The sequence below is a fragment of the Bacillus sp. BB51/4 genome, from assembly GCF_008368845.1.
Classification (GTDB): Bacteria; Bacillota; Bacilli; order Bacillales; family Bacillaceae_G; genus Bacillus_A; species Bacillus_A wiedmannii.
Genome location: NZ_QOSC01000003.1, coordinates 31518 through 57896, shown reverse-complemented (window position 1 = coordinate 57896; position 26379 = coordinate 31518). Strand labels below are relative to the sequence as shown.

The 26379-nt window shown below is 35.8% G+C and carries 34 protein-coding genes; 25 read left to right on the top strand and 9 right to left on the bottom strand.

Features of this window, described 5'->3' with window-relative positions; all coding sequences use genetic code 11:
• Window positions 1–22 precede the first annotated feature (22 nt).
• Together DN392_RS01665 and DN392_RS01660 are read left to right on the top strand one after the other, a co-directional pair.
• A complete protein-coding gene (locus DN392_RS01665; RefSeq protein ID WP_061672632.1) occupies window positions 23–889 on the top strand; it encodes an ABC transporter permease subunit in 867 nt (288 codons plus the stop codon).
• 1 nt (window position 890) lies between these two features.
• The gene (locus tag DN392_RS01660) at window positions 891–1895 is read left to right on the top strand and encodes an ABC transporter permease (RefSeq protein WP_061672631.1); all 1005 of its coding nucleotides are present in this window, start codon (window positions 891–893) and stop codon (window positions 1893–1895) included.
• A gap of 43 nt (window positions 1896–1938) precedes the next feature.
• Here DN392_RS01660 and brnQ2 read toward each other — a convergent pair whose 3' ends face one another.
• The 4 genes from brnQ2 to DN392_RS01640 all read right to left on the bottom strand — a co-directional run bounded on the left by brnQ2 (window position 1939) and on the right by DN392_RS01640 (window position 4542).
• The gene (gene brnQ2, locus DN392_RS01655; protein WP_064449053.1) at window positions 1939–3255 is read right to left on the bottom strand and encodes a branched-chain amino acid transport system II carrier protein BrnQ2; all 1317 of its coding nucleotides are present in this window, start codon (window positions 3253–3255) and stop codon (window positions 1939–1941) included.
• 217 nt (window positions 3256–3472) lie between these two features.
• The gene (cotJC, locus tag DN392_RS01650) at window positions 3473–4042 is read right to left on the bottom strand and encodes a spore coat protein CotJC (RefSeq protein ID WP_000265275.1); all 570 of its coding nucleotides are present in this window, start codon (window positions 4040–4042) and stop codon (window positions 3473–3475) included.
• A gap of 12 nt (window positions 4043–4054) precedes the next feature.
• Window positions 4055–4318, bottom strand: coding sequence for a spore coat protein CotJB (locus DN392_RS01645; protein WP_064056182.1), 264 nt, complete (start codon window positions 4316–4318; stop codon window positions 4055–4057).
• An 8-nt stretch (window positions 4319–4326) separates the two neighbouring features.
• Window positions 4327–4542 (bottom strand): spore coat associated protein CotJA, encoded by a 216-nt coding sequence (locus tag DN392_RS01640; RefSeq protein ID WP_149237894.1) that lies wholly within the window; start codon window positions 4540–4542, stop codon window positions 4327–4329.
• Window positions 4543–4590: 48 nt separating this feature from the next.
• Here DN392_RS01640 and DN392_RS01635 point away from each other — a divergent pair, with 48 nt between their 5' ends.
• Window positions 4591–5004 (top strand): VOC family protein, encoded by a 414-nt coding sequence (locus DN392_RS01635; RefSeq protein ID WP_149237893.1) that lies wholly within the window; start codon window positions 4591–4593, stop codon window positions 5002–5004.
• Window positions 5005–5018: 14 nt separating this feature from the next.
• Window positions 5019–5798 carry a DUF2935 domain-containing protein gene (locus tag DN392_RS01630; RefSeq protein WP_149237892.1) on the top strand — a complete coding sequence of 260 codons (780 nt, stop codon included), beginning with the start codon at window positions 5019–5021 and terminating at the stop codon, window positions 5796–5798.
• A 17-nt stretch (window positions 5799–5815) separates the two neighbouring features.
• On the opposite strand, the gene DN392_RS01625 is transcribed toward DN392_RS01630, so the two are convergent.
• Window positions 5816–6217: a Ku family protein gene (locus DN392_RS01625; protein ID WP_064056180.1), complete on the bottom strand. Its 402-nt coding sequence runs from the start codon at window positions 6215–6217 to the stop codon at window positions 5816–5818.
• A 350-nt stretch (window positions 6218–6567) separates the two neighbouring features.
• Here DN392_RS01625 and DN392_RS01620 point away from each other — a divergent pair, with 350 nt between their 5' ends.
• The 4 genes from DN392_RS01620 to DN392_RS01605 all read left to right on the top strand — a co-directional run bounded on the left by DN392_RS01620 (window position 6568) and on the right by DN392_RS01605 (window position 8310).
• Entirely contained in the window at window positions 6568–6849 is a 282-nt protein-coding gene (locus tag DN392_RS01620) for a YkvA family protein (RefSeq protein WP_000733852.1), read from the top strand.
• 11 nt (window positions 6850–6860) lie between these two features.
• Window positions 6861–7466: a DedA family protein gene (locus tag DN392_RS01615; RefSeq protein WP_000435008.1), complete on the top strand. Its 606-nt coding sequence runs from the start codon at window positions 6861–6863 to the stop codon at window positions 7464–7466.
• Window positions 7467–7576: 110 nt separating this feature from the next.
• On the top strand, window positions 7577–7945 hold the full coding sequence (locus DN392_RS01610; protein WP_001277534.1) for a DUF3992 domain-containing protein: 369 nt from the start codon (window positions 7577–7579) through the stop codon (window positions 7943–7945).
• A gap of 20 nt (window positions 7946–7965) precedes the next feature.
• Window positions 7966–8310, top strand: a complete 345-nt coding sequence (locus DN392_RS01605) for a DUF3992 domain-containing protein (protein WP_000525819.1) — start codon at window positions 7966–7968, stop codon at window positions 8308–8310.
• Window positions 8311–8369: 59 nt separating this feature from the next.
• Here DN392_RS01605 and DN392_RS01600 read toward each other — a convergent pair whose 3' ends face one another.
• Window positions 8370–8795, bottom strand: a complete 426-nt coding sequence (locus DN392_RS01600) for an S-Ena type endospore appendage (RefSeq protein WP_000791328.1) — start codon at window positions 8793–8795, stop codon at window positions 8370–8372.
• 354 nt (window positions 8796–9149) lie between these two features.
• Between DN392_RS01600 and DN392_RS01595 the strand changes: the two genes are divergently transcribed.
• The 3 genes from DN392_RS01595 (at window position 9150) to DN392_RS30220 (ending at window position 12079) form a co-directional block, all read left to right on the top strand.
• Entirely contained in the window at window positions 9150–11612 is a 2463-nt protein-coding gene (locus tag DN392_RS01595; RefSeq protein ID WP_149237891.1) for a LamG-like jellyroll fold domain-containing protein, read from the top strand.
• Between the two features lie 80 nt (window positions 11613–11692).
• Window positions 11693–11896 (top strand): hypothetical protein, encoded by a 204-nt coding sequence (locus DN392_RS01590; RefSeq protein WP_000391504.1) that lies wholly within the window; start codon window positions 11693–11695, stop codon window positions 11894–11896.
• A 12-nt stretch (window positions 11897–11908) separates the two neighbouring features.
• On the top strand, window positions 11909–12079 hold the full coding sequence (locus DN392_RS30220) for a hypothetical protein (RefSeq protein ID WP_001174844.1): 171 nt from the start codon (window positions 11909–11911) through the stop codon (window positions 12077–12079).
• A 28-nt stretch (window positions 12080–12107) separates the two neighbouring features.
• On the opposite strand, the gene DN392_RS01585 is transcribed toward DN392_RS30220, so the two are convergent.
• Window positions 12108–13511: a branched-chain amino acid transporter BcaP gene (locus DN392_RS01585; RefSeq protein ID WP_000838725.1), complete on the bottom strand. Its 1404-nt coding sequence runs from the start codon at window positions 13509–13511 to the stop codon at window positions 12108–12110.
• Window positions 13512–13854: 343 nt separating this feature from the next.
• Between DN392_RS01585 and DN392_RS01580 the strand changes: the two genes are divergently transcribed.
• The 9 genes from DN392_RS01580 (at window position 13855) to DN392_RS01535 (ending at window position 21609) form a co-directional block, all read left to right on the top strand.
• Entirely contained in the window at window positions 13855–14982 is a 1128-nt protein-coding gene (locus DN392_RS01580; protein WP_000899803.1) for a cation:proton antiporter, read from the top strand.
• Between the two features lie 125 nt (window positions 14983–15107).
• Complete coding sequence (locus DN392_RS01575) at window positions 15108–15437, top strand: hypothetical protein (RefSeq protein ID WP_001223249.1); 330 nt, start codon at window positions 15108–15110, stop codon at window positions 15435–15437.
• Between the two features lie 17 nt (window positions 15438–15454).
• Window positions 15455–16318, top strand: a complete 864-nt coding sequence (locus DN392_RS01570) for a MurR/RpiR family transcriptional regulator (RefSeq protein ID WP_000648158.1) — start codon at window positions 15455–15457, stop codon at window positions 16316–16318.
• A gap of 297 nt (window positions 16319–16615) precedes the next feature.
• Window positions 16616–17500: an N-acetylmuramic acid 6-phosphate etherase gene (gene murQ, locus DN392_RS01560; protein ID WP_016089194.1), complete on the top strand. Its 885-nt coding sequence runs from the start codon at window positions 16616–16618 to the stop codon at window positions 17498–17500.
• Window positions 17501–17524: 24 nt separating this feature from the next.
• A complete protein-coding gene (locus DN392_RS01555) occupies window positions 17525–18889 on the top strand; it encodes a PTS transporter subunit EIIC (RefSeq protein WP_048567144.1) in 1365 nt (454 codons plus the stop codon).
• Between the two features lie 48 nt (window positions 18890–18937).
• On the top strand, window positions 18938–20002 hold the full coding sequence (locus tag DN392_RS01550; RefSeq protein ID WP_149237890.1) for a DUF871 domain-containing protein: 1065 nt from the start codon (window positions 18938–18940) through the stop codon (window positions 20000–20002).
• A 160-nt stretch (window positions 20003–20162) separates the two neighbouring features.
• Window positions 20163–20567: a DoxX family protein gene (locus DN392_RS01545; RefSeq protein WP_087985777.1), complete on the top strand. Its 405-nt coding sequence runs from the start codon at window positions 20163–20165 to the stop codon at window positions 20565–20567.
• 155 nt (window positions 20568–20722) lie between these two features.
• A complete protein-coding gene (locus DN392_RS01540) occupies window positions 20723–21124 on the top strand; it encodes a nuclear transport factor 2 family protein (protein ID WP_149237889.1) in 402 nt (133 codons plus the stop codon).
• Window positions 21124–21609 carry a PRK06770 family protein gene (locus tag DN392_RS01535; protein ID WP_088321227.1) on the top strand — a complete coding sequence of 162 codons (486 nt, stop codon included), beginning with the start codon at window positions 21124–21126 and terminating at the stop codon, window positions 21607–21609. Before DN392_RS01540 ends, DN392_RS01535 begins: the two co-directional genes overlap by 1 nt.
• A 33-nt stretch (window positions 21610–21642) precedes the next feature.
• Here DN392_RS01535 and DN392_RS01530 read toward each other — a convergent pair whose 3' ends face one another.
• The gene (locus DN392_RS01530) at window positions 21643–22554 is read right to left on the bottom strand and encodes a DMT family transporter (protein WP_088321228.1); all 912 of its coding nucleotides are present in this window, start codon (window positions 22552–22554) and stop codon (window positions 21643–21645) included.
• A gap of 205 nt (window positions 22555–22759) precedes the next feature.
• On the opposite strand from DN392_RS01530, the gene DN392_RS01525 reads away from it, so the two are divergent.
• A complete protein-coding gene (locus DN392_RS01525; RefSeq protein WP_000446108.1) occupies window positions 22760–23254 on the top strand; it encodes an Lrp/AsnC family transcriptional regulator in 495 nt (164 codons plus the stop codon).
• A 128-nt stretch (window positions 23255–23382) separates the two neighbouring features.
• Window positions 23383–23838, top strand: a complete 456-nt coding sequence (locus tag DN392_RS01520; protein WP_000689148.1) for an N-acetyltransferase — start codon at window positions 23383–23385, stop codon at window positions 23836–23838.
• Window positions 23839–23903: 65 nt separating this feature from the next.
• Here the strand turns inward: DN392_RS01520 and DN392_RS01515 are convergent, their stop codons facing one another.
• Window positions 23904–24674, bottom strand: a complete 771-nt coding sequence (locus DN392_RS01515; protein ID WP_000878086.1) for an SDR family NAD(P)-dependent oxidoreductase — start codon at window positions 24672–24674, stop codon at window positions 23904–23906.
• A 137-nt stretch (window positions 24675–24811) separates the two neighbouring features.
• Here DN392_RS01515 and DN392_RS01510 point away from each other — a divergent pair, with 137 nt between their 5' ends.
• The 3 genes from DN392_RS01510 to DN392_RS01500 all read left to right on the top strand — a co-directional run bounded on the left by DN392_RS01510 (window position 24812) and on the right by DN392_RS01500 (window position 26249).
• The gene (locus DN392_RS01510; protein ID WP_149237888.1) at window positions 24812–25171 is read left to right on the top strand and encodes a MerR family transcriptional regulator; all 360 of its coding nucleotides are present in this window, start codon (window positions 24812–24814) and stop codon (window positions 25169–25171) included.
• 416 nt (window positions 25172–25587) lie between these two features.
• Window positions 25588–25932 (top strand): DMT family transporter, encoded by a 345-nt coding sequence (locus DN392_RS01505; protein ID WP_000796014.1) that lies wholly within the window; start codon window positions 25588–25590, stop codon window positions 25930–25932.
• 2 nt (window positions 25933–25934) lie between these two features.
• Window positions 25935–26249 (top strand): DMT family transporter, encoded by a 315-nt coding sequence (locus tag DN392_RS01500; protein ID WP_000539670.1) that lies wholly within the window; start codon window positions 25935–25937, stop codon window positions 26247–26249.
• Window positions 26250–26379: the final 130 nt, after the last annotated feature.

Sequence of the window (26379 nt, the reverse complement as noted above, 5' to 3'; positions counted from 1 at the left end):
ATATATAGAGAGAAGGGAAAACGTGGTCAAAAAAGTTTTTCTGAATGGGATGGGAGTGACGATTCAATTTATTATTTCGATTTTGGGGATTATTTGTTTAGGGACATTGCCGAAACTATTTTATGGATTTGAGCTGCATGCATCACAGTACATAAAGAGTTTAAAAGAAGTGTTTGTGAATTTAATGGACATCTCCAATTTTAAATATGTGGGAGATAAATTTTTATTTCCGCAGTTGTTTGTTCATTATAAAGAAACAATTGTTATATTTTTAGCTGCTTTTTTCATTTCATTATTTGTAGCATTTTGTATTGTTTATGTCATTATGAGTAGTTCACCCCGTATACAACATCGTATTAAATCATTTCTTATCTTCCTAGAATCTATTCCAGACATTTTACTTATTTTGTTATCGCAAATTTTAGTTGTATGGGTTTTTAAACAAACAGGCTTTTTACCTTTTCAAATTGCGTCAATCGGAGGCGAGTCGATTAGAGGATTGCCAATATTGTGTTTGAGCATCCCGACTACGATTATGTTTGTAAAAATGGTCGTGCTTCGTTTTGAAAATGAACTAGAAAAAGATTATGTACTATTTGCTAAGGCGAAAGGGCTGGGGCGCTTTCATATTTTAAATCGTCATATTTTACGAAATGTGTTGCTTAGTACATTATTCTTTGCGAAAACGAATATCTTTTTTATGTTATCTAATTTATATATTATAGAATGGATTTTTAATACGGGTGGTATTTTTATGTTTTTGAAATCGTATTTCGGTATTAGAGTTGAGGTTTTCATCGTTAGTGTGCTTCTTATATATATTCCGATTTTTATTTTATTTAAATTGTTTCATTATCTCATTCCGGCTGCGATGAAGGAGAGACTATAATATGTGGACGTATATAAAACGCGATAAAAGATTTTGGATAAGCATTGGGTTTCTTCTCCTATTAGTTCTTTTGAGCATCGGAAATACGTTATGGAATGATGGACATATTAGACAAGTTACATTGCAATATGATGCGGATGAAAATCCACAAGTGCCACCGTTTCCACCTTCATTACAATTTTTACTCGGGACAGACCGGAAAGGGTATGACCTGTTACATTTAGTCATTGAGGGCGCGAAGTGGACGATTGGTATATCTATTTTAATTGCGGCACTTAGAATGGTAATAGGTGTGTTTTTCGGTGTCGTACTCGGAACGTATATAAAAAGAGGATTTTCAAAAATTGAGGCTTTCTTTGATAGTTTTACAGTTATTCCGACAGTTATGATTGCGTATTTTTTTCTTCAATCTGCAAATGCATTTGGAAGCGGAGAGGAGACAACAACCTTTTTTGAAAGGGCTTCGTTTCAAGTGGTATTACTTGTACTGCTTGTAATGCCAGTTATTGCACTGTATGTTGCGAAGGAAGTTCGTAAATTGCGAACGGAAGAATTTGTTGATGCCGCGCGCATATTAGGTGGATCGAGAAGACATATTGTTATAAAACATATTTTTCCGCATCTCTATATGCCATTTATACTCGTATTTCTTCAGCAGTTTACGCAGACTCTTACTATTTTACTGCACTTAGGATTACTTGAAGTGTTCTTTGGTGGGACTGTAATGTTTGGTGGACAAATAAAAGAGGTGGAATCTTATACGCATGAATGGTCAGGTTTAATTGGAGTATACTTTAGGTCATTAACAGTGAATCCGTGGATCCCTCTCGTTCCGATTACATTTTTTGGACTTACTATTTTTTCAGGAAATATGATTGTAAAAAGTATCGAAGAGGCGATGATGAAAGTAAGGTTAGGAGGAGAGCTAAAGAAGGATGTTGTAGAAGAGGAACAATCTGCTGTGCAGTCAAAAGAAGAGTTATTTACTTTTAAACATACGATGTGAAAATAAAAAAGAAGCAAGCACAATTACTGCTTGCTTCTTTTCTTTATTTTGTAGAAACTTCACCTTTAGCTTCTGTTTGTGGAATAAAGTATCCCATTATACCACCGATGATTGCCGGGATAATCCAGCCAATTCCTAAGTTGTAAAAAGGAATTGTGTGTACAATATTAGCAATAAAACCTGGTATCATTTCCACATTATCCAGTGCATGAATACAGCTAATAATAAATGCTGCGATCATTGCTCCGATGTAGACAGAAGGTTTACGTTTCGTATATTTATCTATAAATGATACGAAAATTAAAATAATCGTAATTGGATATAAAATAATTAATACAGGTAATGTAATTTTTATTAATAAACTTAAACCTAAGTTTGAAATAACGAAGCTAAAGATACAAACGTATAGTACGAGTTTTTTGTAGGAAACATTTGTTAGTACTGTTGCGAAATAGTTTGCGAATGCACTTACAACGCCGATTGCTGTCGTTAAACAAGCGAAGATAATGGCGATACTTAATAAAACATTCCCACTTGTCCCAAAGAATTGGTACATAACAGTAGCTAATAGTTGACCACCGTTTTCGAATTGTCCTAGATTACCGTTTGAAGCGCCGATATAACCGAGTAAGAAATAAACAATTGTTAAGAATAGGGCTGCAATGCTACCGCAAATAATGGTATATTTCGCAATAGATTTCTTCTCTTGTATACCGTTTTGGCGAATTGCATTTACAACAATCGTTGATAATACGAGAGCACCGATTGCATCTAACGTTAAAAACCCTTCAAGAAATCCTTTGAAAAATGGAATTTCTTTATAGTCACCAACAGGTTCTGCAAACGTTCCTGGTGAAAGAATCGCTTTTGTTGCCATAATTGCAATAATTACAAGTAAAATTGGTGTTAATATTTTTCCAATATGATCTACTAATTTTGATGGATTTAATGATAAGAAGTAGACGACTGTAAAGAAAATAGCACTAAAAATTAACATAGAGTACCATTGGTCCGGGAAAAGTGGTGCAATCCCAATTTCGTAAGATACAGATCCAGTTCGTGGAATAACAAATAGTGGGCCGATTGAAAGATAAATAATGATAGCGAATACTGCTGCGAATTTTGGATGAACACGGCTTGCTAAAGTATTAAAACTACCACCGGCAAGGGCAACAGCGACGATAGCTAGTAAAGATAAACCGACGTCTGTAATAATGAATCCTGTAATGGAAATCCACATATTTTCTCCAGAAGAAAGACCGAGAAGGGGCGGAAAAATCATATTACCAGCACCGAAGAAAACTGCGAATAGTAATAAACTAATCGAAAGTATTTGCGCTGGTTTTAAAGTTGTACGCATATAAAGAAAATCCTCCTAATGAGTGTTTTTGTCGAAAATTCAAATAATTTGTCGAGTAACTGTTACTATTTTAAAGGTCTGATGACTAGAAAGCAATAGGGAATTTTGAAAATATTAAAAAATAATGCATTAAATCGAATAAATATACTATTTGTATGTTTAATAAGAAGGATTTAATCTTTAACGTAAAAAAACACATACCGCTAGGATACGTGTTTTAAAAAAATATTTTTTTATCACGTTCTTCTTTTAAAATTTCAACTGCTTCTCGGAAACGTTGTGAATGGACAATTTCTCGTTCACGTAAGAAGCGTAGACTATCATTTATATCTGGATCATCGGATAAATTAATGAGCCATTGATATGTTGCGCGTGCTTTTTCTTCAGCCGCAATATCCTCGTATAAATCGGCAATTGGATCACCTTTAGCCTGTATATAGGTTGCAGTAAATGGAACACCAGCAGCGTTATGGTAATGAAGTGCGCTATCATGATCAACATAATGGGGATCAAGTCCAGCAGCTTTCATTTGTTCAGGAGTTGCATCTTTCGTTAGTTTATAAACCATCGTAGCAATCATTTCAAGGTGAGCAAATTCTTCTGTACCAATATCGGTAAGGAGGCCAATGACTTTATCGGGAATTGTATAACGCTGATTTAAGTAACGGAGTGCAGCAGCTAGCTCGCCATCTGCACCGCCGTATTGCTCAATTAATAATTTTGCAAGTGCTGGATTGCAAGTTCCCACTTTAACTGGGTATTGTAATTTCTTTTCATAAATCCACATAGTTTCTCTCCTTTATATTTGCCATGGCCAAGGACCTTTGCTCCATTCCCAAGGAGAATTAGAATAGCTATTTCCAAACTGTTGGAGTGGCCCGTATTTTTCTTCCATCTTTTGTTTTAATACTCGCCGTTTATAGGAAAAATCATTAAATTGATTAATAGCAGCGGTGTCATCTGGATGTGTATCTAAATAAAGAGTGAGTTCAACTAGTACAAAGTCCAGTTCTTGAAGCTCCAGTAAAAGCTGATAGTATTCTTCTGGTAGCGATTGAGTCACGTCAGTAGTCACCGCCCTTTTTTATAAGGATTTTCATAATAGTCATAAAAAATAGGCCATAAAGTCCCTGTTTGTAGCGCTTCTTTTGGCGTGAATTGTGGTAAGTTTGGCGGTTGAAAGCCTAAAAATAAGTTAGGAGGAGTAGAATAATATTTTTTTCCGATAGGAGGACAAGGGTCGAGAGGACTATGATAGGGCACGAATGATCTCATATATTTATTCACGAATAAACCTCCTTAAATGTTCATTACTACGTATTGTATTCAGACATAATGAGCATTTATGACACATATAAAAAAGTAATAAGTACAGGGGGAATGAATGTGGAGAATGTAAAGAATTTAATTGTGTTAGAAGTAAAGAACTTAAAGGAAACTCTGTATTTTTACGAAGGGATTTTAGGAATAACACCTAGTTCAGAGAGGCCGCAATTAGATATTACAGGGGTTTGGTATGATACCGATTCAACGAGAATTAGTTTTGTTATGAATCGCAGTTTGGGAGGGCGTGAGAAGAGTGTTACGGACTCAGTTGATGTTCTAACGTTTTCAATTTCTAACATAGAGAATGTAAAGAAGAGGTTAGTATTTTATAAAATTGCATATACAGAAAACAAAAGTGAGAAAATTATTGTAGTACAAGACCCAGATGGATATAAACTTCAAGTGGTAGAGAAGGATGAATAAACGGAGGGGATTTAGTGGAGAGAAATTATGAAGAAAGTGCGTTGTTTGAGCATCAATTTTGGCTAAAGGTACTTACTGATCATGCACAATTTTTACTTGATGCATTAGCTCCGAAGGAAAAAGAGGATATAAAAAAAGCTACTTACTTTGTTGAAACATTTACGAACCTGTTAAATAAAGTTCGGAATGTGAATCTGATGGCATTCTCAAAAGAGGTAGAACAAGCTGCTAAGGAAATTCGGACGTTTAAATTAAGTATTATACAGAAGCAATTGGAAGGGAAAATTACTATTCATTTTACACCAACTTTTATTAATCATATGGTAAACGAAGTGGAAGAGTATATAACGGTTTTAGAGTTTTTGAAGAAAGGGGAAGTTCCGCCTGTTTTTCATGAATTGCATTATCATCTCGTTTGGTTAACGGATGCGGCTGGTCATGCGGGCTCTATTTCTGGTGGGCTAGATCTTGTTGAAAAAAGATTAAAAGAGAAAAGCGAAGAATTTACGAAGCATTTTGAACAATTTTACTTAAAGGCAGTTGAGATGACTGGGTATTTACGAACGGAGCTTCATCATTTTCCAGCATTAAAGAAGTTTACAAAAGATGTTTCACTTGAATTGAAATTATTTTCGCATTTTTTACATGAAGTGGAAGAGCTCGAGTTATCGCATGAAGTATTAAGTGCACTATCAGCTAGAATGGCAGATCATATGGCAAGAGAGGAATGTTATTATTTATTAAAATTAGCTCAATCATCTGGACTCGAAATGCCGAAATGTAATCCGCTTTAAAGAACAAGAGGTCAATTTCATTGTGCCTCTTGTTCTTTTTTGTTTTCTCTTTTTATTTTTGCTTGTTCAATGCTTGCCTGTAATGTCTCCATAATATTAATGATGTTCGGAGCTGGAGAGATTGTTTCAGTTTTTTCCTGTTGTTCAATTTTATTCTCGATTAATTCGGTAAGGGCTTCTGCATATTCATCTGTATACATTTCTTGTTCAAAAGGATTTGTAAGGTGGTGGATTAAATTAATTGCTGCGGTGAGTTCTTGTTTTTGGATAGGGTAATTTTCATTACTTGGTAAGTTAGGTGTTAAGCATTCTTTATGGAGACTTAAAAATTTTATATCGGTTTCTTCTACGACGCTATATAGTTTAATTCCTATATTTAATAGTCCAAGTGAAAGTGCACCTTTCCATACGGTATGCAAATGAAACCTCTCCTTTCATTCAAAAATGATTATGTATATTATGAGATAGTAAGAAATTTCCTATACGTTTTTTGTTTTTTACGGAAGGGTAAGCAGGAGGGATTGGGATATAAAATATATTGACAAGCCCTCTGAAATATTTTAATGTGAGTGTATAAAATTGTGTATAAAGGGGAGTAACTTATTACAGTAAAGTCGTCATTACAGGGAGAAACCCTCGGCTTTATTGGCAACGTTTCGTTGTTAGTGAGACCTTTACCAGCAATGGTAAAGGCCCCTTATTGTCTTTTTTAGGACCCTTACCATATTTGGTAGGGTCCTTTTTGTATACAAAGAGAGGAGAAATAAAAATGAAAAAACTTATTAGTAGATTAAGAGTTGTATTTCATGTCCGTCGTTTCGTTCCATTCCTATTTGACTTTTTTACTTCAAAAGAGGTTTCAATAAAGAAGAAAATTTTATCTGTTGCTTTTTTAGTTGGGTATGTTGCGATGCCGCTTGATTTAATTCCAGACTTCCTGCCGTTTATCGGTATTTTAGATGATATTGGAATTGTGTTATTCATTTTGAACCGAATTGTAAAAATGGCACCAGTTCAATTACAAGAAAAGCATAACGTAAACGTAGGATAGGAGTTAAAAATATGGAGCAAATTATTTTAGATATAATTGAGTTTTTAAAGCAGTTTTCTTATTTTGGAGTTGTGTTAGCATTGACGTTTGAATTTATTCCAGCAGAAGTAGTGTTGCCCATGGTTGGATATTGGGTGTACGAGGGGGATATGAATTTTTGGCTAGCTGTATTAGCTGGAACACTGGGGGGAACGACAGGACCATTAACGTTATACGCACTCGGTTATTACGGTGGTCGCCCCCTATTAATAAAGTATGGGAAATACTTCTTTATAAAAGAAGAACAAATTCAAAAAGCAGATGATTTCTTTGAGAAATATGGGCCAGTTGTAGCGTTTGTTGGACGTTTTGTACCGGGAGTTCGAACACTTATTTCTGTTCCGTGTGGTATGGCGAAAATGAACATATGGAAATTTAGCATATATACATTTGTAGCAATGTTCCCATTAACGACTTTGTATATTTATTTTGGAATGAAATTAGGTCCGCATTGGGCAAAAGCAGCAGATGTTGTTGGTCAATATATGTTACCGATATTAGCAGTCGTTGTTATTATTGTCGGTGGTATCTTAATCTATAAATTTATGAAAAAACGAAATAGATCGGAATCTATCTAGTCATTGGTATTGGAATTTGCACATTTTGTGAAAATAGATGAATAGTACAGGCAAAAGACTCTGAGGGACATACACATATAGGGAATATAAACGAGAGAGGGGAAACAACTATGTCTTGTGAGTGCTCAGGGTCAGCATTAACTTGCTGTCCAGATAAAAATTATGTGCAAGATAAAGTGTGTAGTCCGTGGTCTGCTACTGTAGTTGCGGCAGCAATTGATAATGTTCTCTATACAAATAATATTAACCAAAACGTAGTGGGTACTGGTTTTGTTAAATATGATGTTGGACCAGGTCCGATTACTGTAGAAGCACTGGATTCTGCTGGGGCTACAATTGATACACAAACATTAAACCCAGGAACGAGTATTGCTTTTACGTATCGCCGCTTTGATAGTATACAAGTTGTGTTACCTGCAACACCTGCTGGAACGTATCAAGGAGAATTTTGTATTACAACACGTTATCCACTTTCATAGCAGAATAGGAGAGGATCGAAATGGGAATGAGAAGTTCCAGTTTGTCTTGTTGTTCGAATAAAACGCTTGTACAAGATCAAGTATGTACAGACTGGTCTATTACAGGTGCTGGTACTCAAATTGTATATACAAATAACATCACGCAAGAAGTATATGGTTCAGGTTACGTGAAATATGATGTAGGTGCGAACCCGATTACAGTGGATTTTTTAGTAGGTGCTACAGTAGTTGATACAATTACTGTACAGCCACAAAGTAGTGGTACTTTCACTGTACGATATTTTACGACTGTTCGAATTACTACGACAGGAACAACTGTTAATCAAGGAGAGTTTTGTATTACTGTACGTTATCCGATTTCATAAAAAAAGCATACCGTAAATGGTATGCTTTTTTAAATTGAGAAAGTAATGAAATTGGTATTCTATAAGCAACATGTAAATTGGCAACAGTACTTGCCTTCTAAATATAGTGAAGGATCACTTTGTATATTAATAATACTGACAGATTGTAAGTCTTTTCCTGTGTAAGATATAGTATTGCCAGGAAAGACAGTGAAAATATTAGTTACTGCTCCAACGATTTCAATTGTAATTGCCTCTGTGCTGCTAGTACTATTGTAAACCGAGACAGTACCTGATATAAGTAGTATCCCATCACTTTGCCACAGTATCATTGATTGTAGTGCATCTTTGATAGAGGGAATGGTGTTGTTAGTTATGAGGAAATTCCCTGCAAATTCATTTGTTACTCGCTCACAACTTGGATTTGGAGGAGGGGGCGGTGGACAAGGGTTTGGGCAAATGATAGATAAAGGAGCGAAACAGCCAATATTTTTTTTGTTCTTCAATACAACCCCCTCCTTTTTAAGTTGTCTTTTACTACTATTAAATGTAGAAGCATGGCCGATGTGTTAAGAAAAGAAGAAAATTTTTAAAATTAAGATTGTCTAATAGGCTTAAACCTTAACTTATCATTAGTGTTATAGAAAAGATTATATGTGAATAGTCATAGGAAAAGAATGATCAGACTCTTTTAGACAAAAGGTGGTTGTATACAATAGTACGAGGAATGTTGGACTTAACTTTTAATTAACTGTATATTTACAAAAATCTAATAAAATTTATTTGTTATTTAAACGACATTAATATGTTTTAGATAAAATAGCCCTTGTAATGAATCAATTATTATGAGGAGGATTCAAGTGGAAAGAACAGCTTTACGAAAAGTAAAAGGTCTTATTGGGTTATTAATGGTTTTTGTATTAGCATTCGTATCATTTCCGTGGAGTACATCAGTCAAAGCGGAAGAGAAAAAGCAAGAAAAGGCACCAAGTGAAAAGAAAATAGTTTTTCCAGTCGTAAGTGATGTACATATTAAAAATAGTGGAACGGATGATACGTTTCGCTGGAAACGAGCAATCGAGCAACTTAATACACTTGCACCTAAACAAGATGCGTTCGTAATTGTGGGAGATTTTACTGATTCAGGATCACTGCAGCAATATGATCGTTTCATGCAAGTGTATAATGAAAATGCAAATAAAGATGCAGTACGAATGAATTCTCTTGGTAACCATGATTATTGGAACGGTTTATCTGTAGAGGGAGCGCAGAAGCGTTTCTTAGAAAAAACAGGAATGGAATCGATTTACTATCATAAAGTGGTGAAAGGGTATCACTTCCTTGTTATGTCTCCAGAGGATGGGACAACTCATGGATATTATTCGGACAAGCAAATTAATTGGTTAAAAGAAGAAATGGCAAAGGCACAAAAAGATGATCCAGAAAAACCAATTTTCGTATTTTTACACCAACATATTAAAGATACAGTATACGGTAGTCAAGAGTGGGGAACGAAAGATAGTGCGAAAATTAATGAGGTGTTAAAAGGATACCCGCAGGTTATCACGTTTTCAGGTCATTCGCATTACCCGTTAGACGATCCAAGATCAATTCATCAAAAAGACTTTACATCAGTTGGTACATCTTCAGTAAGTTATATGGAGGTTGAAGGTGGTAAAGTACAAGGGAATATCCCGCCAGGAGCTAGTACGTTAAGCCAGGGTTTATTAGTAGAAGTAGATGATAAAGAGGTAACAATTAATCGTCGTGATTTCCATACGAATTCTTGGACAGGCAAGCCTTGGAAAATTAAATTACCAGCAAAGAAAGATACATTTACACATGTAGAAGATCGTGATAAAGAAAAGCCTTACTTTGCTAAAGATGCAAAGCTTGCGGTATCAAATGTAACAGAAAATGCGGCAACGGTGACATTCCCGCAAGCACTGGATAACCTACTTGTCCATTCTTATCGTGTACAAGCTAGAGATAAGCAAACAGGAGAAATTAAAAACAAGTTGTTAGCATTCTCAGAGTTTTATCGTGACCCAGTGCCAAAAGATCTTACGTTTACACTGGCAGGGTTAGATGACGGGAAAACATATACACTTGAAGTCGTTGCGATTGATTCATTTGGTAATGAAAGCGCACAACCGTTAACAGCAGAAATCACTACGAAAAAAGATAATATTGACCCGAATGTAAAAGTACCAAAGGCAGATGTCTTTGATGTGAATTTCTTAGATGGCACGTTTAAAGATAACTCATTGTTTGGGACGAAAGGCGATGTGAAAGGGAATGTATCTATTGCATACGATAAAGCTTTAAAAACAAATGTAATGAAATTGAATGGAAAAGCAAATACATTTGGATACCTTCCATTTTCAGCAGCACAAAAAGAAAAAGTAGCAAATACATTTACGTTAGAAACTGTGTTTTCAATGAATGAAATTCGCGGACAAGGTATTTTACAAAATACAGAGAGCGGCGGAATTGGTTTTGAAGCTACAGGAAGTGGTTATGTAGAATTATGGGCTCATATTGGTGGAAGTTATAAACGTGTTGGCGTTCAATTAGAGGCAAATAAAACGTATCATTTAACAGGAACGTATAACGGAAGTGAAGTAGCAATTTACGTAGATGGTAAAAAAGTAAATAGCCAACCAGCTACAGGGAAAGTATATCACCCGAACGTACCATTTGCACTTGGTGCAGATCCAGATAGTAATGGGAATGGTGGTATTCCGCTAAATGGACAAATTGCGCTTGCAAAATTATATAGTAAAGCATTAAGTTCTTCAGAAGTATTAGCAGCGTATAATGAGTTTTCTAATCGTACAAAATTAGAGCAAGTAAACGCGTTATATGAAGAGCTTGGGAAAGTGAAAGAAGTGTTAGCTGGTACGTATGAGTTTGGTGACAAACCAGGTCAATATTCAAAGGAAGCATTTCAAGCACTAGAGAAAAGCTATAACACTGCAAAGCAAGCATTTGAAAATGTAGGAAGTACTGGAGAGCAAATCGTTCAAGCGTATAATGAATTAAAAACAGCTAATGTAACATTTGTACAATCTAAAGTAGCAGAAGAACAACCGAAAACACCGAAAGAAAAATTACAAATCAATATTGAAACTGCAAAAGCAGTGGTGAAAAAAGCGCAAGCTGCAAATGTAACGGATGGTTCAGTGAAATCATTGAGTCAAAAAATTACAGTGGCAGAAGCTGTATTAAAAGATGCGAAAGTAAAAGATGCACAAGTAGAAACGATGAATCGTACGGTGGAATATGCGATTTCACTCGTTGAAAAAAGCATAAACAAATAAGAGAGAAGAAAAAGAAGCTTATCATGATTGGCTTCTTTTTTGTTATACTAAAAGTAGCATAGAATGAAGGAGCGAATAATTTGGAAGAGAAAAAGCTAAAAAGAATTCTTGAATATGTATGGATCGCGGTTGTGCTCCTTGTAGGATATTATTTCTTAAAAGAGAAAAGTATATGGGTTCTATTTTTAATGACGTTTTTATTAGCGGGTTTAGGCACGTTATTTATTAATTTCTTCTTTGATAGTTTAAATGCATGGAAGAAGAAAAAGAAGGGAACGAAGTAAAGGAGGGAATATATGCAAAAGTGGAAGCTTATATATCAGGTGATTATTTTCCTATTGCTTGTAGGTATTGGCGTTTTTAAATACGCTACACCGATAGGAAATTGGGCATCGTTTACAGCTTGCATCGGCATATTTTTCATTTTACAATCGTTAACGAAAAAATATAATAATACAGAAAGATAGCTCACCGTTTTATTGGCGAGCTATTTTGTTATGCTTTTTTCTCTTCATCATTTGTTTTTTCAGTAGCTAAATGACTATGTTTTCTAGAGTAGAAGAAATAGAAACATAAGCCAACTATAAGCCAAGCTATAAAGCTAATCCATGTCGTTTTAGACAAATTAATCATCAAATATAAACAGCAAAGAATGGCGACAACTGGTAATACAGGTACGAAAGGTGCGCGGAATCCACGTTTTAAATCAGGATGTGTTTTTCGTAAAATAAGTACAGCGCAGCAAACGAATGTGAATGCTGTTAACGTACCGATGTTTACTAAATTCGCTAGTAAATGTAAGTCTAAAAGTCCTGCTAATAAAGCTGACACAACGCCAGTAATCCACGTGTTTAATAAAGGGATTTTTACTCTTTTATTCACACGTGCTAACGCTTTTGGAAGTAAACCGTCGCGGCTCATTGCATACGAAACGCGAACTTGTCCATACATAACGACTAAGAGAACGGTTGTCATTCCAGTCATCGCTCCAACAGCGAGTAGTCCTGCAATTGTATCTTCGCCAACGAAATGTAAGGCAAACGCAACCGGATCAGAAACATCTAATTGTGTATACGGAACCATACCTGTTAAAACGAAAGATACAATCATGTATAAAACAGTACAAATAAGAAGGGAACCGATAATGCCAATTGGTAAATCGCGCTGTGGTTTTTTCGTTTCTTCTGCAGCGGTTGCGATTGCATCAAAGCCTAAGAAGGCGAAGAATACAGTGGCAGCCCCAGTAATGATACCGTCGTATCCGAATGGAATGAACGGAGTCCAATTTTCAGGTTTTACATATTTTGCCCCTGCTACGATAAAGGCGATAATAACAGCTAACTTGATAAGAACCATAATATTATTAATGCGTGCGCTTTCGCGTATACCGAAACTTAAAAGTCCCGTAATGAGTAGTAAAATACAAACAGCCGGTAAATCGATAATACCGCCTTTTCCTACGCCAGGGGCCGAGGCTATTATGGTGGGCAGATGGATGTTAAATCCTTGTAGTAAAGATTGTAAATAACCAGACCAACCGACAGCTACTGCCGCGACTGCAAGTAAATATTCGAGCATTAAACACCAGCCGACGATGAATGCGACGACTTCTCCGACTGTCATATATGCGTAAGTGTACACACTTCCTGAGACAGGAATAGAAGAAGCAAATTCAGCATAACAAAAGGCTACACAAGCACAAGTAAATGCAGCAATAAGGAATGATAACATAATACCAGGACCAGAATGTTTCGCTGCGACAATACCTGTTAATACAAAGATCCCTGTCCCAATTACGGCGCCAATTCCTAAAAACGTTAAATCAAGTGCAGTTAATGTTCTATCTAACTGCCGTGGTGATTCAGTACTAAGCGCTTTTTTTCGTAATAATGACTTCACTTTGGACTCTCCCCCCGTTTTTTCATTTCCATAACTACGAATATAGTATGAGCCCACTAGAAAAGAGTACGTAAGTAAATGGAGGTACAGTTATGGTGTCTAGTTTTTTAAAATTGCTGGATTAATCTTAATATAATTCAGAATATTTTGTCAAATAAAAATATGACAAATAAAATGCTTATGAATAGGGGAAACTACTGGCAGGAATGGACGAGGGTTAACAGAGTGACAAAACCGCTCATTACAGTTTCACTTTATCCCGATTGGTTCAACGAATAATCAGTGGATATGGGGAAATTAACCACTGATTACAGTTTCACTTTATAAAGTAGGAGAAGATGTTATGTTATTTTATTTTGAACTTGTCGTCATTTTACTTTGTACGAAATTAGCTGGTGATATTAGTGTAAGACTCGGCCAGCCCTCTGTACTTGGTAAGTTAATTGTTGGTATTATTATCGGTCCGGCTGTGCTTGGTATTATTAATAGTTCTGAATTGATTGATGAACTGAGTGAAATTGGTGTTTTACTACTTATGTTTATGGCGGGGCTTGAAACGGATTTAGAAGAGTTAAATCGGAATTTGAAATCTGCATTCGCAGTAGCGATGGGAGGGATTATTTTCCCATTCCTTGGTGGGTATTTAGCAGGACTTGCGTTTGGAATGTTACAGTCGCATGCGATCTTTTTAGGGTTATTACTTTGTGCCACTTCGGTTAGTATTTCTGTTCAAACATTAAGAGATTTAGGGAAAATGAATACGAGAGAAAGTACGACGATTTTAGGGGCAGCTGTATTTGATGATGTAATTGTTGTTATTTTATTAGCATTTGTGATGAGTTTTTTAGGTACACAAGATGTAAATGTAACGCTTGTCATTGCAAAGAAAATTATCTTTTTTGTAAGTATCGTTTTCATCTCCTGGAAAGTGGTTCCATGGATTATGAAGATGCTCGTACCACTTCGCGTAACAGAAGCATTAATTAGTGCAGCACTTATTATTTGTTTCTCTTTTTCGTATTACAGTGAAATGATGGGAATCGCCGGTATTATTGGAGCATTTGCAGCAGGGATTGCGATTTCTCAAACAGAATACAAGCATGAGGTAGAACATAAGATTGAGCCAATTGCTTATGCGATATTTGTACCAGTGTTCTTCGTAAGTATCGGAATGGAAATTACATTTCAAGGTATCGGAAGCCAGCTTTGGTTCATTATCATTATGACGCTTATTGCGATTTTTACAAAGTTAATCGGATCAGGTTTAGGAGCAAGACTAACAGGATTCAACCTTCAATCTTCTATTAGTATCGGTGCGGGAATGGTATCGCGCGGAGAAGTGGCGCTTATCATCGCAGCGAATGGACTTGCGGCGAATTTATTAGCGAAAGAAAATTTCACAGCGATTGTAATTGTTGTTATATTAACGACGATTATTACGCCGCCACTTTTGAAGAAGTATTTTGTATAGAGAAGAAGAGCTTATCTGATGTAGGTAAGCTCTTTTTTATTGGAAAAAAGCAATAGTCATATAGCGTGAATAGGTTGTAATTATGGTAAAATCTACGTATATGATAAGTCGAGGAGAGAAAATGTGTGAGGATTACGAAGGGGAAGGTTATCGGTGTAATCATACTTATTGCATTATGTATACCATTTACTGCATGGAAAGAATCAAAAGTGAAAGGTTTTCCGGTTTCTATTTTTTCTTCCTATGTAGAAGACGAAAACCCGAAGGACTATAAGTACACTGCTTTTGTACCTGACTTTGCAATTTGGATAGGTGGATGGGAAAAGCAGCGATCTGAAGGTGAAATAACATCATATAAAAAAGGGGAGCGAACTGTAATTGTTCATCATCCACCTGGTAATGATGCTTTTTATCTATATGATACAAATGATAGTAGAGAAGATACGCAACCGTAAGAAGTGGAGGTTAAATAGTGAAAGCTTCTACATTACTATTTAAAATTGAAAGTAATATGGATCAATTTTCACCAGCTGAAAAGAAGGTTGCCATGTACATAATGGAGAATGCAGAGATTGTTCCGAACTTAACGACGAAAGAAGTGTCAACGAATGCAGGCGCAAGTGAGGCGAGCGTTGTTCGCTTTTGTAAGTCGATTGGAATCGGAAGTTTTAAAGCATTTAAAATCGCACTCGTTCGCGAATTAACGATTGCTGATTATAATATTAACGATTTTTCAGTGATGAATACGGAAGATGGACCGTATGACTTGTTTAATAAAGTTACATATGTGAATAAAGCTGCAATTGAGGCGAGCGTTACGGCTATAGATAAGAAGGAGCTGGAAAAAGCAGCAGACCTTATTGTAAATGCGGATAAAATTATATTTTACGGAGTAGGCGGATCAGCTACTCCAGCGATGGACGGGGCTTATAAATTTACAAGGCTCGGATTTACTGCAATGATGCTATCTGATTTTCATATGATGTTGCCGCTTGTGACAAATTTAAAAGAGGGCGATATATTTGTGGCGATTTCAACATCTGGTCGTACGAAAGATGTACTTGAAATGGCGCAATATGCGAAGAGACAAGGTGCAACAGTTATTGCGATTACCAAGCTCGATCAATCATCACCGTTATATAAAGAGGCGGATATTCGTCTTTGTATGCCAGATGTAGAACAAGATCATCGTATTGCGAGTATTGCTTCGAGAATGACACAGCTGAATATGATTGATGCTTTATATGTGATTACTTTTAATCGTATTGGTAATAAAGTGCTGGATCGATTTATGGAGACAAGAGAAGAAGCCTTGCGGTTACGGAAGTTAAAATGAGAAGATGGGGAAACCCATCTTTTTTTGCGTACTGACATAAAGTGAAACTTTAATAAGTGGGGGGGGCATCCCCCACTTATTATTAGTTGAACCAATCGGACTTTTACAGGCAGTTGATCCCCCACCTATCTTCTTTGCTTTCGCTGAATTTGAGGTGGGGGTCTTACTGCCAGTTAAAGTGGGATAAATTCGTCATGAAAAGAAATTAAATTTCATAAAATAATACAGTCATATTGATTTTAAATTTCTTGAAGTTATAATAAAAGTATGAAATTAAATTTCAAAGTAGGTGGTAATATGTTAGAAAATTTATCGACAGAACACCGTAATGAAAAGACGATGAATTTAGATGAGATGAGTATAAAAGAAGTTTTGCAAAGCATGAATGAAGAAGATCGAACTGTTGCGTTAGCAGTTGAAAAAGAGATAGAACAGATTGAACAGGTTGTGCAAACTGTAATTCAATCATTTGAAAGAGAAGGGCGACTCATTTACATTGGGGCTGGTACAAGTGGTCGTTTAGGTATTTTAGACGCAGTGGAATGTCCGCCGACATTTGGCACAGATAATAAAATGGTACAGGGGTTTATAGCAGGAGGATTGAAAGCGTTTACTAAAGCGGTGGAAGGTGCCGAAGACCGTGAAGAGTTCGCGGAAGAAGATTTAAAAAGTATCGGATTAAACGAGAAAGATACTGTAATTGGAATTGCGGCAAGTGGTCGAACTCCTTATGTCATTGGCGGATTGAAATACGCGCATAGCGTGGGAGCGAGTACAGCTAGTATCTCCTGTAATAAAAATGCTGAAATAAGTAAATATGCAAAGCTAAATGTGGAAGTAGAAACAGGCGCCGAAATTTTAACAGGCTCAACGCGTTTGAAAGCTGGTACAGCGCAAAAATTAGTACTCAATATGATTTCAACAGCTTCTATGATTGGTGTAGGGAAAGTGTATAAAAACTTAATGGTAGATGTTCAGTCTACAAATGAAAAGTTAGTAGAACGATCAAAACGAATTATTGTGGAAGCAACAGGTGTTAGTTATGAAGTAGCAGCAGAGTATTACGAAAAAGCAGAACGTAATGTGAAAGCCGCGATTGTTATGGTGTTATTGCAGTGTGAGTATGGGGAAGCACTGGAGAAATTAAAAGAAGCGAAAGGGTTTGTGAAGAAGGCACTATAAAATAATAGGGAGGGGGATTCTATTATGAAGAAAGAAGAGAGAATGGCCAAAGAAATTTCAGAGCAACTTGGGGGAGTAAAAAATATTCGTGGTATTGCTCATTGTATGACGAGACTGCGATTAACGCTTCATGATGAAAGTAAAGTGAATATGGACCTTTTGAAAAAGGTTGAAGGGGTTATGGGTGTTATTGAAGATGAGACACTTCAAGTTGTTGTTGGACCAGGGACAGTAAATAAAGTAGCAGCTGAAATGGAAGGTTTAACAGGACTGCGAATTGGTGAGGTGGCAGATCATCATCTTGAAGATCTCGGGCAAGAGATGAAATCAGAGATTAAGAAGAAAAATAATACACCAGTGAAAAACTTTTTAAGAAAAATAGGAAGTATTTTCATTCCGTTAATTCCGGGTCTTGTTGCGTCAGGAATTATAAACGGGGTTGCTAACTTTGCGAAAAACGCAGGTGCTGATCCGAATGCAACATGGCTACAAATGTTACTACTCATTGGTGGCGGTATCTTTACATTCTTAGGGATTTTAGTCGGTTGGAATACAGCGAAAGAGTTTGGCGGGACACCGGTTCTTGGGGCAATTGCTGGTATTTTAATTTTTAACCCGGCGATGGCGACTGTAAAATTATTCGGTGAAGCACTCGTACCCGGACGGGGCGGATTATTTGCAGTTATTTTTGCAGCATGGCTTATGGTTGTAGTGGAAAGACAAGTTCGAAAAGCAGTGCCAAATGCAGTTGATATTATTGTAACGCCGCTTATTACTGTATTAGTCGTAAGTATCGTAACGATGTTAGCCATTCAGCCGGTAGCAGGTTTCTTATCTGAAGGAATTACAAGCGGAATTAATGGGATTTTAAATATTGGCGGCGCGTTTGCAGGAGCAGTACTTGCGGGAACATTTTTACCGCTCGTGATGGTCGGATTGCATCATGGTTTAACACCGATTCATATGGAGTTTATTAATCAAACGCACGTAACACCTTTATTACCAGTACTTGCAATGGCTGGAGCTGGGCAAGTAGGAGCAGCGATTGCGATTTTTGTAAAAACAAAAAATAAACGACTGCGTAACGTAATTAAAGGTGCATTACCAGTTGGATTTTTAGGAATTGGCGAACCGTTATTATACGGTGTTACATTACCACTTGGGAAACCGTTTCTTACAGCTTGTCTCGGTGCAGCTGTCGGCGGTGCATTCCAAGCCGTTATGAAAACAGCCGCACTTGGAATCGGCGTATCAGGATTATCATTAATTCCGTTAATTGCTGATAATAAATATTTATTATATTTCCTTGGATTAGTAGTGGCATATACTTTCGGATTCATTTTTACGTACTTCTTTGGCTTTAAAGAAGAAATGGCAGAAAACATATAGAGAAAGGGATTCCTTTCTCTTTTTCTATTCATAGAAAGGGAGATTCATATGATAGGAGTTTCAATTTATCTTTCAAAAGAACGAGTAAAGAAGCAAGAAGAGTGGTTAAAAGTAGCGAAGGAAAACGGGTTTTCATCTATTTTTACATCACTTCACATTCCTGAAGATGATCCTGGTACGTATAAAGAGCTAATTCAAATACTTGGGAAACAAGCGCTCAAATATGAAATGGAATTAATGGTTGATGTTTCTCCAAAATCGTTACACCATTTAGGGATAACTTACGAAAATGTAGAAGAGTTAGTGGAATGGGGCATTACTGGTTTACGAATGGACTATGGCATCACGCCGAAAGAAATCGCACGCGTATCTCATAAAATGAAAGTAGCTTTAAATGCGAGTACGATTACAGATTCATTTTGGAAAGAGTTAATCATAGAAAATATAAAAGTAGAGAATGTAGAAGCTTGGCATAATTTTTATCCGCGTCCAGAAACAGGACTAGCAAAGTCCTTTTTACAAAAACAAAACGAATACTTACATGAGTGCGGAATAAAAACGATGGCATTTATTCCGGGAGATGGTGAAAAACGTGGTCCGCTATGTGAAGGTTTACCAACGTTAGAAAAGCACCGCAATATGCGCCCACTTGAAGCGTACTTAGAACTTGTACAAGATTGTGGTGTTGATAAGGTGTTAATCGGGGATATAAGCGGAAGTATAGAAAGTGTACAAGAGATAGCGAGTGCGAGTAGAGGGATTATTCCGCTGCGATACGAGCCATTGATAGAGAAAAGTGAAGTGTTAAAAATGGTAGAACAAGTGCATACAAATAGACTAGATCCAGCCCGTGATGTCATTCGTTCTGTAGAATCACGAGAAGAAAATAAAGTCGTGTTACAGCCAATGCATACAATTGCAAGAAAGAAAGGCAGCATTACAATTGATAATGAATTGTACGGTAGATATGCAGCAGAGATGCAAGTTGCCACACATGATTTGCCTAAGGATGAGAAAGTGAATGTTGTTGGAATGGTTGTAGAAGAGGACTTGTCTTTATTGCCGTATGTTGGCGCTGGAAAAATGTTTCAACTTTTTTGTGCGATAGAGTAAAAGCTTGAATTAGCGCTATTTTGTAAGAAAACATTATCCGTAAAAGGGATAATGTTTTTTGTTTTCTTAAAAAAAGTATTTGACGAATGAAATGAAATACCGTATTGTTTTGACTTGTGAATAAAAGTTCACCATAACAAAACAAAAAGGAGAGTTCAAAATGAACCAATATATTGGGAATTTAATTATTCGTATCGTGTTAGGAGTAACGTTCTTTGCACACGGTTTAGCGAAGTTTCAATCAGGTATCGATAACGTAGCGGGATGGTTTACAAGCATCGGCTTACCAGGCGGTCTTGCATACGGCGTAGCAACAGTTGAATTAGTTGGTGGTATATTATTAATTATCGGTTTAGGCGTAAGATATGTAGGATTGTTATTCGCTCTTATTTTAGCTGGAGCTATCGTAAAGGTAAATGGAGCAGCAGGTTTATTAGGAGATGGAAAGAATCCAGGATATGAATTAGATCTTGCATTATTAGCAATGGGTGCGTATTTATTTGTTGTAAAAGCAGAAGGATATGTAGACCGTTTCGTAAAAGAGAAAGTAATGAAAGTGAAGTAAACTTATTTATAAGTTGTTGACTTGAATTATAATTGTAACTATAATGGTTACGACTGGTGGATTAAGAATAAAATAATATAAATATTTTTTTACACAAGTTGTAACTGCTGCGGTTACTACTTGTGTAAAAAATAAATAAAACGGGAGGAAGTAATATGTCTAAATCAAATTTAGAAATTATTCAAAGCACGTATGAAGGGTCAGCTCCTTCAAATGCAAAACATTTAGTAGAAGCCCTCTCTGAAAAAGTAGAATGGACAGAGGCAGAAGGATTCCCGTACGGGGGAACTTATATAGGTGTAGAAGCAATAATGGAAAATGTATTTAGCCGATTAGGATCAGAATGGCATGATTATAAAGCGAGTGTAAATATGTACCATGAAGTAAACGGAAAAGATGTAATTATTGCTGAAGGTGTTTATTCAGGAGTTTATAAAGAAACGGGAAAATCATTTGAAGCAGAATTTGTTCATGTATGGCAACTTGAGAACGGAAAAATTGTGAAGTTTAAGCAGTATGTAGATAGTCATATTGTTAGGGAAGCGATGAAAAGCTAATGCTTTTTAAATGGATCGTAGGTATATGCATTACAATTATAGTAATTATCTCGTCTATAGTTGGCGGAAAGAAATTGCTTGCATATGTGGAAAAAGAAAATAAAAATATTCAAACCCAGCAAGCGGCAAATGAAAAAGAGAAGAAAGTTGCAGAAGAAGCTCCACAAATTAGTGAAGGTGAAATTATTTCTACTATGCATAAAATGGTGCATCAAAAGGTAAAATCCTCTGAAAAATGGGGATTTGTAGAAATGACGAATAAGGAAATTTCTAATGTGAAAAGAGATATTGAAAATAGTACAGGTTTTCAATATAAAATGAAGTTATTTTCTATTATAAATAGATGGGAAAAAGGAGATTTTTCTCAAACTGTTGAGGAGCATAACTTTTTATGGAGCCTTCAAGGTGGAGATACTGGCAAGGCGACGGAACGTTTAACACCAGAAGAGGAAAAGCAGTATATAAGAGAAATGAAGAGTAAATAAAAACATCGCCACTTGGATGACGATGTTTTTTCATTAAGAATGCTTTCGTATTAAAGCTCCAGTTGGCTGAACAGTAACCGTTTTGAAATGAGAAAATAAATAACATCCTGTTACAACAATTATTGTCCCTAAAATTTGTATCCACGTTAGTTCTTCACCGAGGAAAAGGAATGCTAAAATAGCTGTGAAAATTGGATTGAAGTTTAGAAAAATACCAGATGTAGTTGCACCTAATTTTTGTACGCCAACATTCCAAAATACCATACAAAGAACGGTAGAAATGAGTCCTGTATATAAAAGTGATGTTATGAAAGACGTATTTATATTCGAAACAGTGAAGCTACCTATGTTAAATGGCAGTAATAAAATAACGCCGAAAATACCAGAGTATAATGTTGCCATAAGTGGTGTAGTTGTTTTTGTTGCCCATTTACTACAAACAGAATACATTCCCCAAATGCAAACAGCTGCCATCATCCATAAATCGCCGCTATTAAAATGTAATGAAAATAAAAGTGAGAAATTACCTTTTAATAGGACGAGGATAACCCCAAAGAATGAAAGAATCATAGATAAAATTTGAAGTGTATTTACTTTTTCTTTTAGAAATAAGACAGAAAATAATGCGATGGAAATTGCGTTTAATGTAGAAATAAGACCTACACTTGTTGCGGATGTTTTTTCTAATGCTAAAAATTGAAAGATGTTAAAAAGAGCGACCCCTGAAATTCCCATCAATATTAACGGAAGTATTGCCGCGCGAGGTGGAATGATTTTCTTTTCTTTAAACCAGACCATCGGTAATAAACAAACGATCGCAATCATCCATCTTAAACTTGTTAGTGTCATCGGAGACGCGTGATCAACGAGCGATTTTCCAACGACGAAATTTCCTCCCCATAATAAGCTCGTTAGTAATAGTAAAAAGACATAAAAATAAGGCATACTAAAATCCCCTTTGTTGTAATCAATACGAATTGTAAATAATTTTAGCATTTTTCTTCATTATGTAATATATTCTTTTGTATAATGGATAAAAGTCGATAAAATGTTTTGTTATGGATACTATTTGAAGAAAAATATTCAGTTTTTTATAAGGTGTAAGGTGTTTTTTCGAATAATCATCGGTAAGAAAAAAGGGGGAATTGTAATGGAGTCGTCTGTTATTAAGGTGTTGGATGATTTAGATGTACAAATTTTAGATATATTGCAGAAGGAGTCTCAAGTAAGTAATGCTGAGCTTGCGCGACGCGTTAATTTATCACCAGCTGCTATGCATGCAAGAATAAAAAGATTAGATGGAGAAGGGTTCATTGATAAGCAAGTAGCTATTTTAAATCAAGAAAAGCTTGGTTTTGATTTGTTATGCTTCATTTTTATGAGTACGAATATTCATCAATCGGATAAACTTGAGGTGTTGGAAAAAGAATTAGAAATGATGCCTGAAGTGTTAGAGTGTCACTGTTTAACAGGAGAGTATGATTATTTATTAAAAGTTGCAAATCGTGATCGTAAAGAGCTGGAGCAGTTTATTCGAAAGCTGAATAAGCTTGGTATTACAAGGATACAGACGAGCTTAGCACTTCGTGAAATTAAATATTCGACGGTATTGCCGATACGAAATGAGGAACCGAGCATCGATTAGATTGCTTGGTTTTTTGTTTGTATAAAGTGATTGACGGGGAGAAAAGAGAGATGTATTATTATATAAAATTATGTATTAAAATTCAATTTAGGTTATAAATATTAATATCGGGGACAAGGGGATATAATATGAAAATCTTTAATGCGGTTACGAGTGATGTGAAAGAAATTTATAGTCTTATTGAAGCTTATGCAAAAGAAGGAGTAGTTTTACCACGTTCTCTTTTATCTCTCTATCAATATTTACAATGTTTATATGTTGTGAAAGAAAGCGATGAGATTGTTGGGGTTGCTGGTTTACATGTGTTAGGGGAGGACCTTGCAGAAGTCCGGTCGTTAGCCGTCTCGCATACATACGCAGGGAAAGGAATCGGGCGTATGTTAGTGAACCATGTAATAAATGAGGCAGCGAAAATAAAAGTGAATAGAGTCATTTCTTTAACATATGAAACGGAATTTTTTCAAAAGTGCGGGTTTGATTTTGTGAATAGAGATGCGTTACCAGAGAAAGTATGGATCGATTGTAGACATTGTCCAAAGGTGGATTATTGTGATGAGGTGGCGATGATTCGATATGTTGGGTGAAATTTTCAGAGAAAAAAGGCCCACTATTATTTACGTAATAGTGAGCATCTATATTTTAGGGGAATTTAAGAACTTGAATTCGTTTTTCTTACCGCAAAATTAAAAATGGGATTTTTAAGCTCATAGTTATAAGTAGAACCATCGACAAGCCCTACAACTCTATCGCTTTCGTAAAGATCAAGCATAAATTGTGCCATTTGTTTTGCGGTGTGGAATTTCGGTACAACATTATCGTATTGGAATTCATCAATATCAAATGAACGTTTTGCAAACTCTGTTTCAGTTGCACCAGGTGCTAAAACCTTTGCTTGCAGTTTTGCACCTTGTTGTTTCAATTCGTGAGATAAACCTTCTGTAAATGCACTTACATAGAATTTCGTAGCGCAATACGTAACAGCATCAGCAACGATTGTGTATCCACCGCCTGATGAAACGTTAATAAGTTGTGTGCCATCAACCATTGAATAATCTCGAACGAAAAGAGAGGAGAGTATTGTTAGTGCTTCTATATTTACATGTAACATCGTTTCTATTTTATTTAAATTTTGTTCAGCAATGGAGGCGAAATTACCAAAACCGGCGTTGTTAATCCACGTTTCAATTTGAAAGGCTTGTAGGCTTTCATACAGCTTATAAACATTTTCCGTGATAGATAAATCCGTTCTTCGAATAACAACATCCAATTCTGGATTCATTTCGTTAATTTTTAATTTTAATCCGTCTAATTCTTCTTGTCTTCGAGCTACAAGTATTAAGTTCTTTCCGCGAGCTGCAAAGGCTAAAGCCGATTCATAGCCAATTCCAGAACTCGCACCAGTAATAACAGTGTATTTCATATAAAATCCCCCTAAGTTCAAATAAATATATTATGGTTAGATTTTATTTGTTAGAGTATACTCTAAGTCAAATGTTTTTTATGAATTTGATAAGGCTATAAAATATATGAGGATAAGCACGTGGAGGGAGTTAGAGTATGTATACAATTAGCGAGGCGTCTAAATTAATAGGAGTGAGTACACATACACTACGTTATTATGAAAAGGAAAATATATTAATTGCAAATCGCGATACAAATGGGAATCGAATGTATGAAGAGTCACATATAAAGTGGTTGCATTTTGTCATGAAATTAAAACAAACGCAAATGCCAATAGCGAAAATAAGAGAATATGCTAGGTTATATTTAGAAGGGGAGCATACAACCGAAGCTCGTTTACAGCTCCTAGAAGATCATAGGAAATCTATTCAGATTCAAAGAGAAAACTTAGTAATTACAGAAAAGATGCTGGAGAATAAAATTATTGCATATAAGGCCTCTTTGGAAAGTAAATAGAAAACATAATCCGACCCTTAATTATTTATGATAAAAATGGATTTGATCTCATAGTGTGCCGGCAAATAAAAAAGAGCAGCTAGCAAAAGCTAACTGCTCTATTCAAGGGATCTCTCCAAGGGGGAGTGGAGAAAATATTATGTTACTAGCAGTATTGACAGGTTATTAGGAAATATACAAATCGGATGAAAGAAATTTCAAATAATCTTTCGGTATTGACAGTTTTTAAAATATTCATGTACAATATATATGAATGACATTCAGTCATTTCTTCTTTGGAAGGATGTAGTTAGTTTAAAAACGGAACAAATATAAATGGTAAATGAGGATGATAGTTGTTTATATATAGTATTGATGAAAGATCATATTTTTTTAAAACAAAAATGACTGATAGTCAGTCATAAGAGGTGAGAGGTATGAAAAATAGAGCTTGGTTATATGTCATATTAACATGTATCTTTGAAATTTTTTGGGTGTTTGGTTTTAATACGGCCGATACTTGGTGGCATTGGATTATTATTTTAGGCGTTATCGCTGTTGATTTTCACTTTCTTTCTAAAGCGTGTGAACATCTTGCGACAGGAACTGTATATGCCATCTTTGCCGGAGCTGGTACGGTAGGTACTTTCTTAATGGATGTATTCCTTTTCGGTGGAAGTTTCAGTGTAGGGAAGTTATTCTTTATCGTGATGGTTGTAGCTGGCGTTATCGGTTTAAAGCTAGCTGATAATAAAGAAGAAACTGTGGAAGGAGCTGCTTAAAGATGGGTTGGTTTTTCGTATTTTGTGCTGCAATTAGTGAAATAGTCGGTGTGATTGGTCTTAAAATGTATAGTAAAGATAAAACGTTAGCAAATGGTGCAATTTATATAGGTGGATTTGCTACATCCTTCGCATTCTTGTATACATCTTTCTTATTTTTACAAGTAAGTGTCGCTTATGCGGTTTGGATTGGTATTGGAACAGCAGGTGCCGTTTTATTAAACATGTTCCTGTTTGGTGAGTCGAAAAGTAAAGCACGTATCATTAGTGTGGCTCTTATTGTATGCGGAGTGACAGGATTAAAGGCTCTTTCTTAAAGATATATTGTATTTTATCTCCTAATGGTTTATTAGGAGATTTTTATTATTAAAAAATGATTTCCTCTTAGAGTTCACTATCATTGACAGTACAATCGATTATCTTATAAAATGAGTGACAGTCATTCAA

Bases quoted from the DNA above. Each gene is read 5' to 3' on its own strand.
- DN392_RS01660 (WP_061672631.1), top strand. From the start codon at position 891: ATGTGGACGTATATAAAACGCGATAAAAGATTTTGGATAAGCATTGGG.
- brnQ2 (WP_064449053.1), bottom strand. From the start codon at position 3,255: ATGCGTACAACTTTAAAACCAGCGCAAATACTTTCGATTAGTTTATTA.
- cotJC (WP_000265275.1), bottom strand. From the start codon at position 4,042: ATGTGGATTTATGAAAAGAAATTACAATACCCAGTTAAAGTGGGAACT.
- DN392_RS01635 (WP_149237893.1), top strand. From the start codon at position 4,591: ATGAGCATTTATGACACATATAAAAAAGTAATAAGTACAGGGGGAATG.
- DN392_RS01620 (WP_000733852.1), top strand. From the start codon at position 6,568: ATGAAAAAACTTATTAGTAGATTAAGAGTTGTATTTCATGTCCGTCGT.
- DN392_RS01615 (WP_000435008.1), top strand. From the start codon at position 6,861: ATGGAGCAAATTATTTTAGATATAATTGAGTTTTTAAAGCAGTTTTCT.
- DN392_RS01610 (WP_001277534.1), top strand. From the start codon at position 7,577: ATGTCTTGTGAGTGCTCAGGGTCAGCATTAACTTGCTGTCCAGATAAA.
- DN392_RS01605 (WP_000525819.1), top strand. From the start codon at position 7,966: ATGGGAATGAGAAGTTCCAGTTTGTCTTGTTGTTCGAATAAAACGCTT.
- DN392_RS30220 (WP_001174844.1), top strand. From the start codon at position 11,909: ATGCAAAAGTGGAAGCTTATATATCAGGTGATTATTTTCCTATTGCTT.
- DN392_RS01580 (WP_000899803.1), top strand. From the start codon at position 13,855: ATGTTATTTTATTTTGAACTTGTCGTCATTTTACTTTGTACGAAATTA.
- murQ (WP_016089194.1), top strand. From the start codon at position 16,616: ATGTTAGAAAATTTATCGACAGAACACCGTAATGAAAAGACGATGAAT.
- DN392_RS01555 (WP_048567144.1), top strand. From the start codon at position 17,525: ATGAAGAAAGAAGAGAGAATGGCCAAAGAAATTTCAGAGCAACTTGGG.
- DN392_RS01550 (WP_149237890.1), top strand. From the start codon at position 18,938: ATGATAGGAGTTTCAATTTATCTTTCAAAAGAACGAGTAAAGAAGCAA.
- DN392_RS01545 (WP_087985777.1), top strand. From the start codon at position 20,163: ATGAACCAATATATTGGGAATTTAATTATTCGTATCGTGTTAGGAGTA.
- DN392_RS01540 (WP_149237889.1), top strand. From the start codon at position 20,723: ATGTCTAAATCAAATTTAGAAATTATTCAAAGCACGTATGAAGGGTCA.
- DN392_RS01535 (WP_088321227.1), top strand. From the start codon at position 21,124: ATGCTTTTTAAATGGATCGTAGGTATATGCATTACAATTATAGTAATT.
- DN392_RS01530 (WP_088321228.1), bottom strand. From the start codon at position 22,554: ATGCCTTATTTTTATGTCTTTTTACTATTACTAACGAGCTTATTATGG.
- DN392_RS01525 (WP_000446108.1), top strand. From the start codon at position 22,760: ATGGAGTCGTCTGTTATTAAGGTGTTGGATGATTTAGATGTACAAATT.
- DN392_RS01520 (WP_000689148.1), top strand. From the start codon at position 23,383: ATGAAAATCTTTAATGCGGTTACGAGTGATGTGAAAGAAATTTATAGT.
- DN392_RS01515 (WP_000878086.1), bottom strand. From the start codon at position 24,674: ATGAAATACACTGTTATTACTGGTGCGAGTTCTGGAATTGGCTATGAA.
- DN392_RS01510 (WP_149237888.1), top strand. From the start codon at position 24,812: ATGTATACAATTAGCGAGGCGTCTAAATTAATAGGAGTGAGTACACAT.
- DN392_RS01505 (WP_000796014.1), top strand. From the start codon at position 25,588: ATGAAAAATAGAGCTTGGTTATATGTCATATTAACATGTATCTTTGAA.
- DN392_RS01500 (WP_000539670.1), top strand. From the start codon at position 25,935: ATGGGTTGGTTTTTCGTATTTTGTGCTGCAATTAGTGAAATAGTCGGT.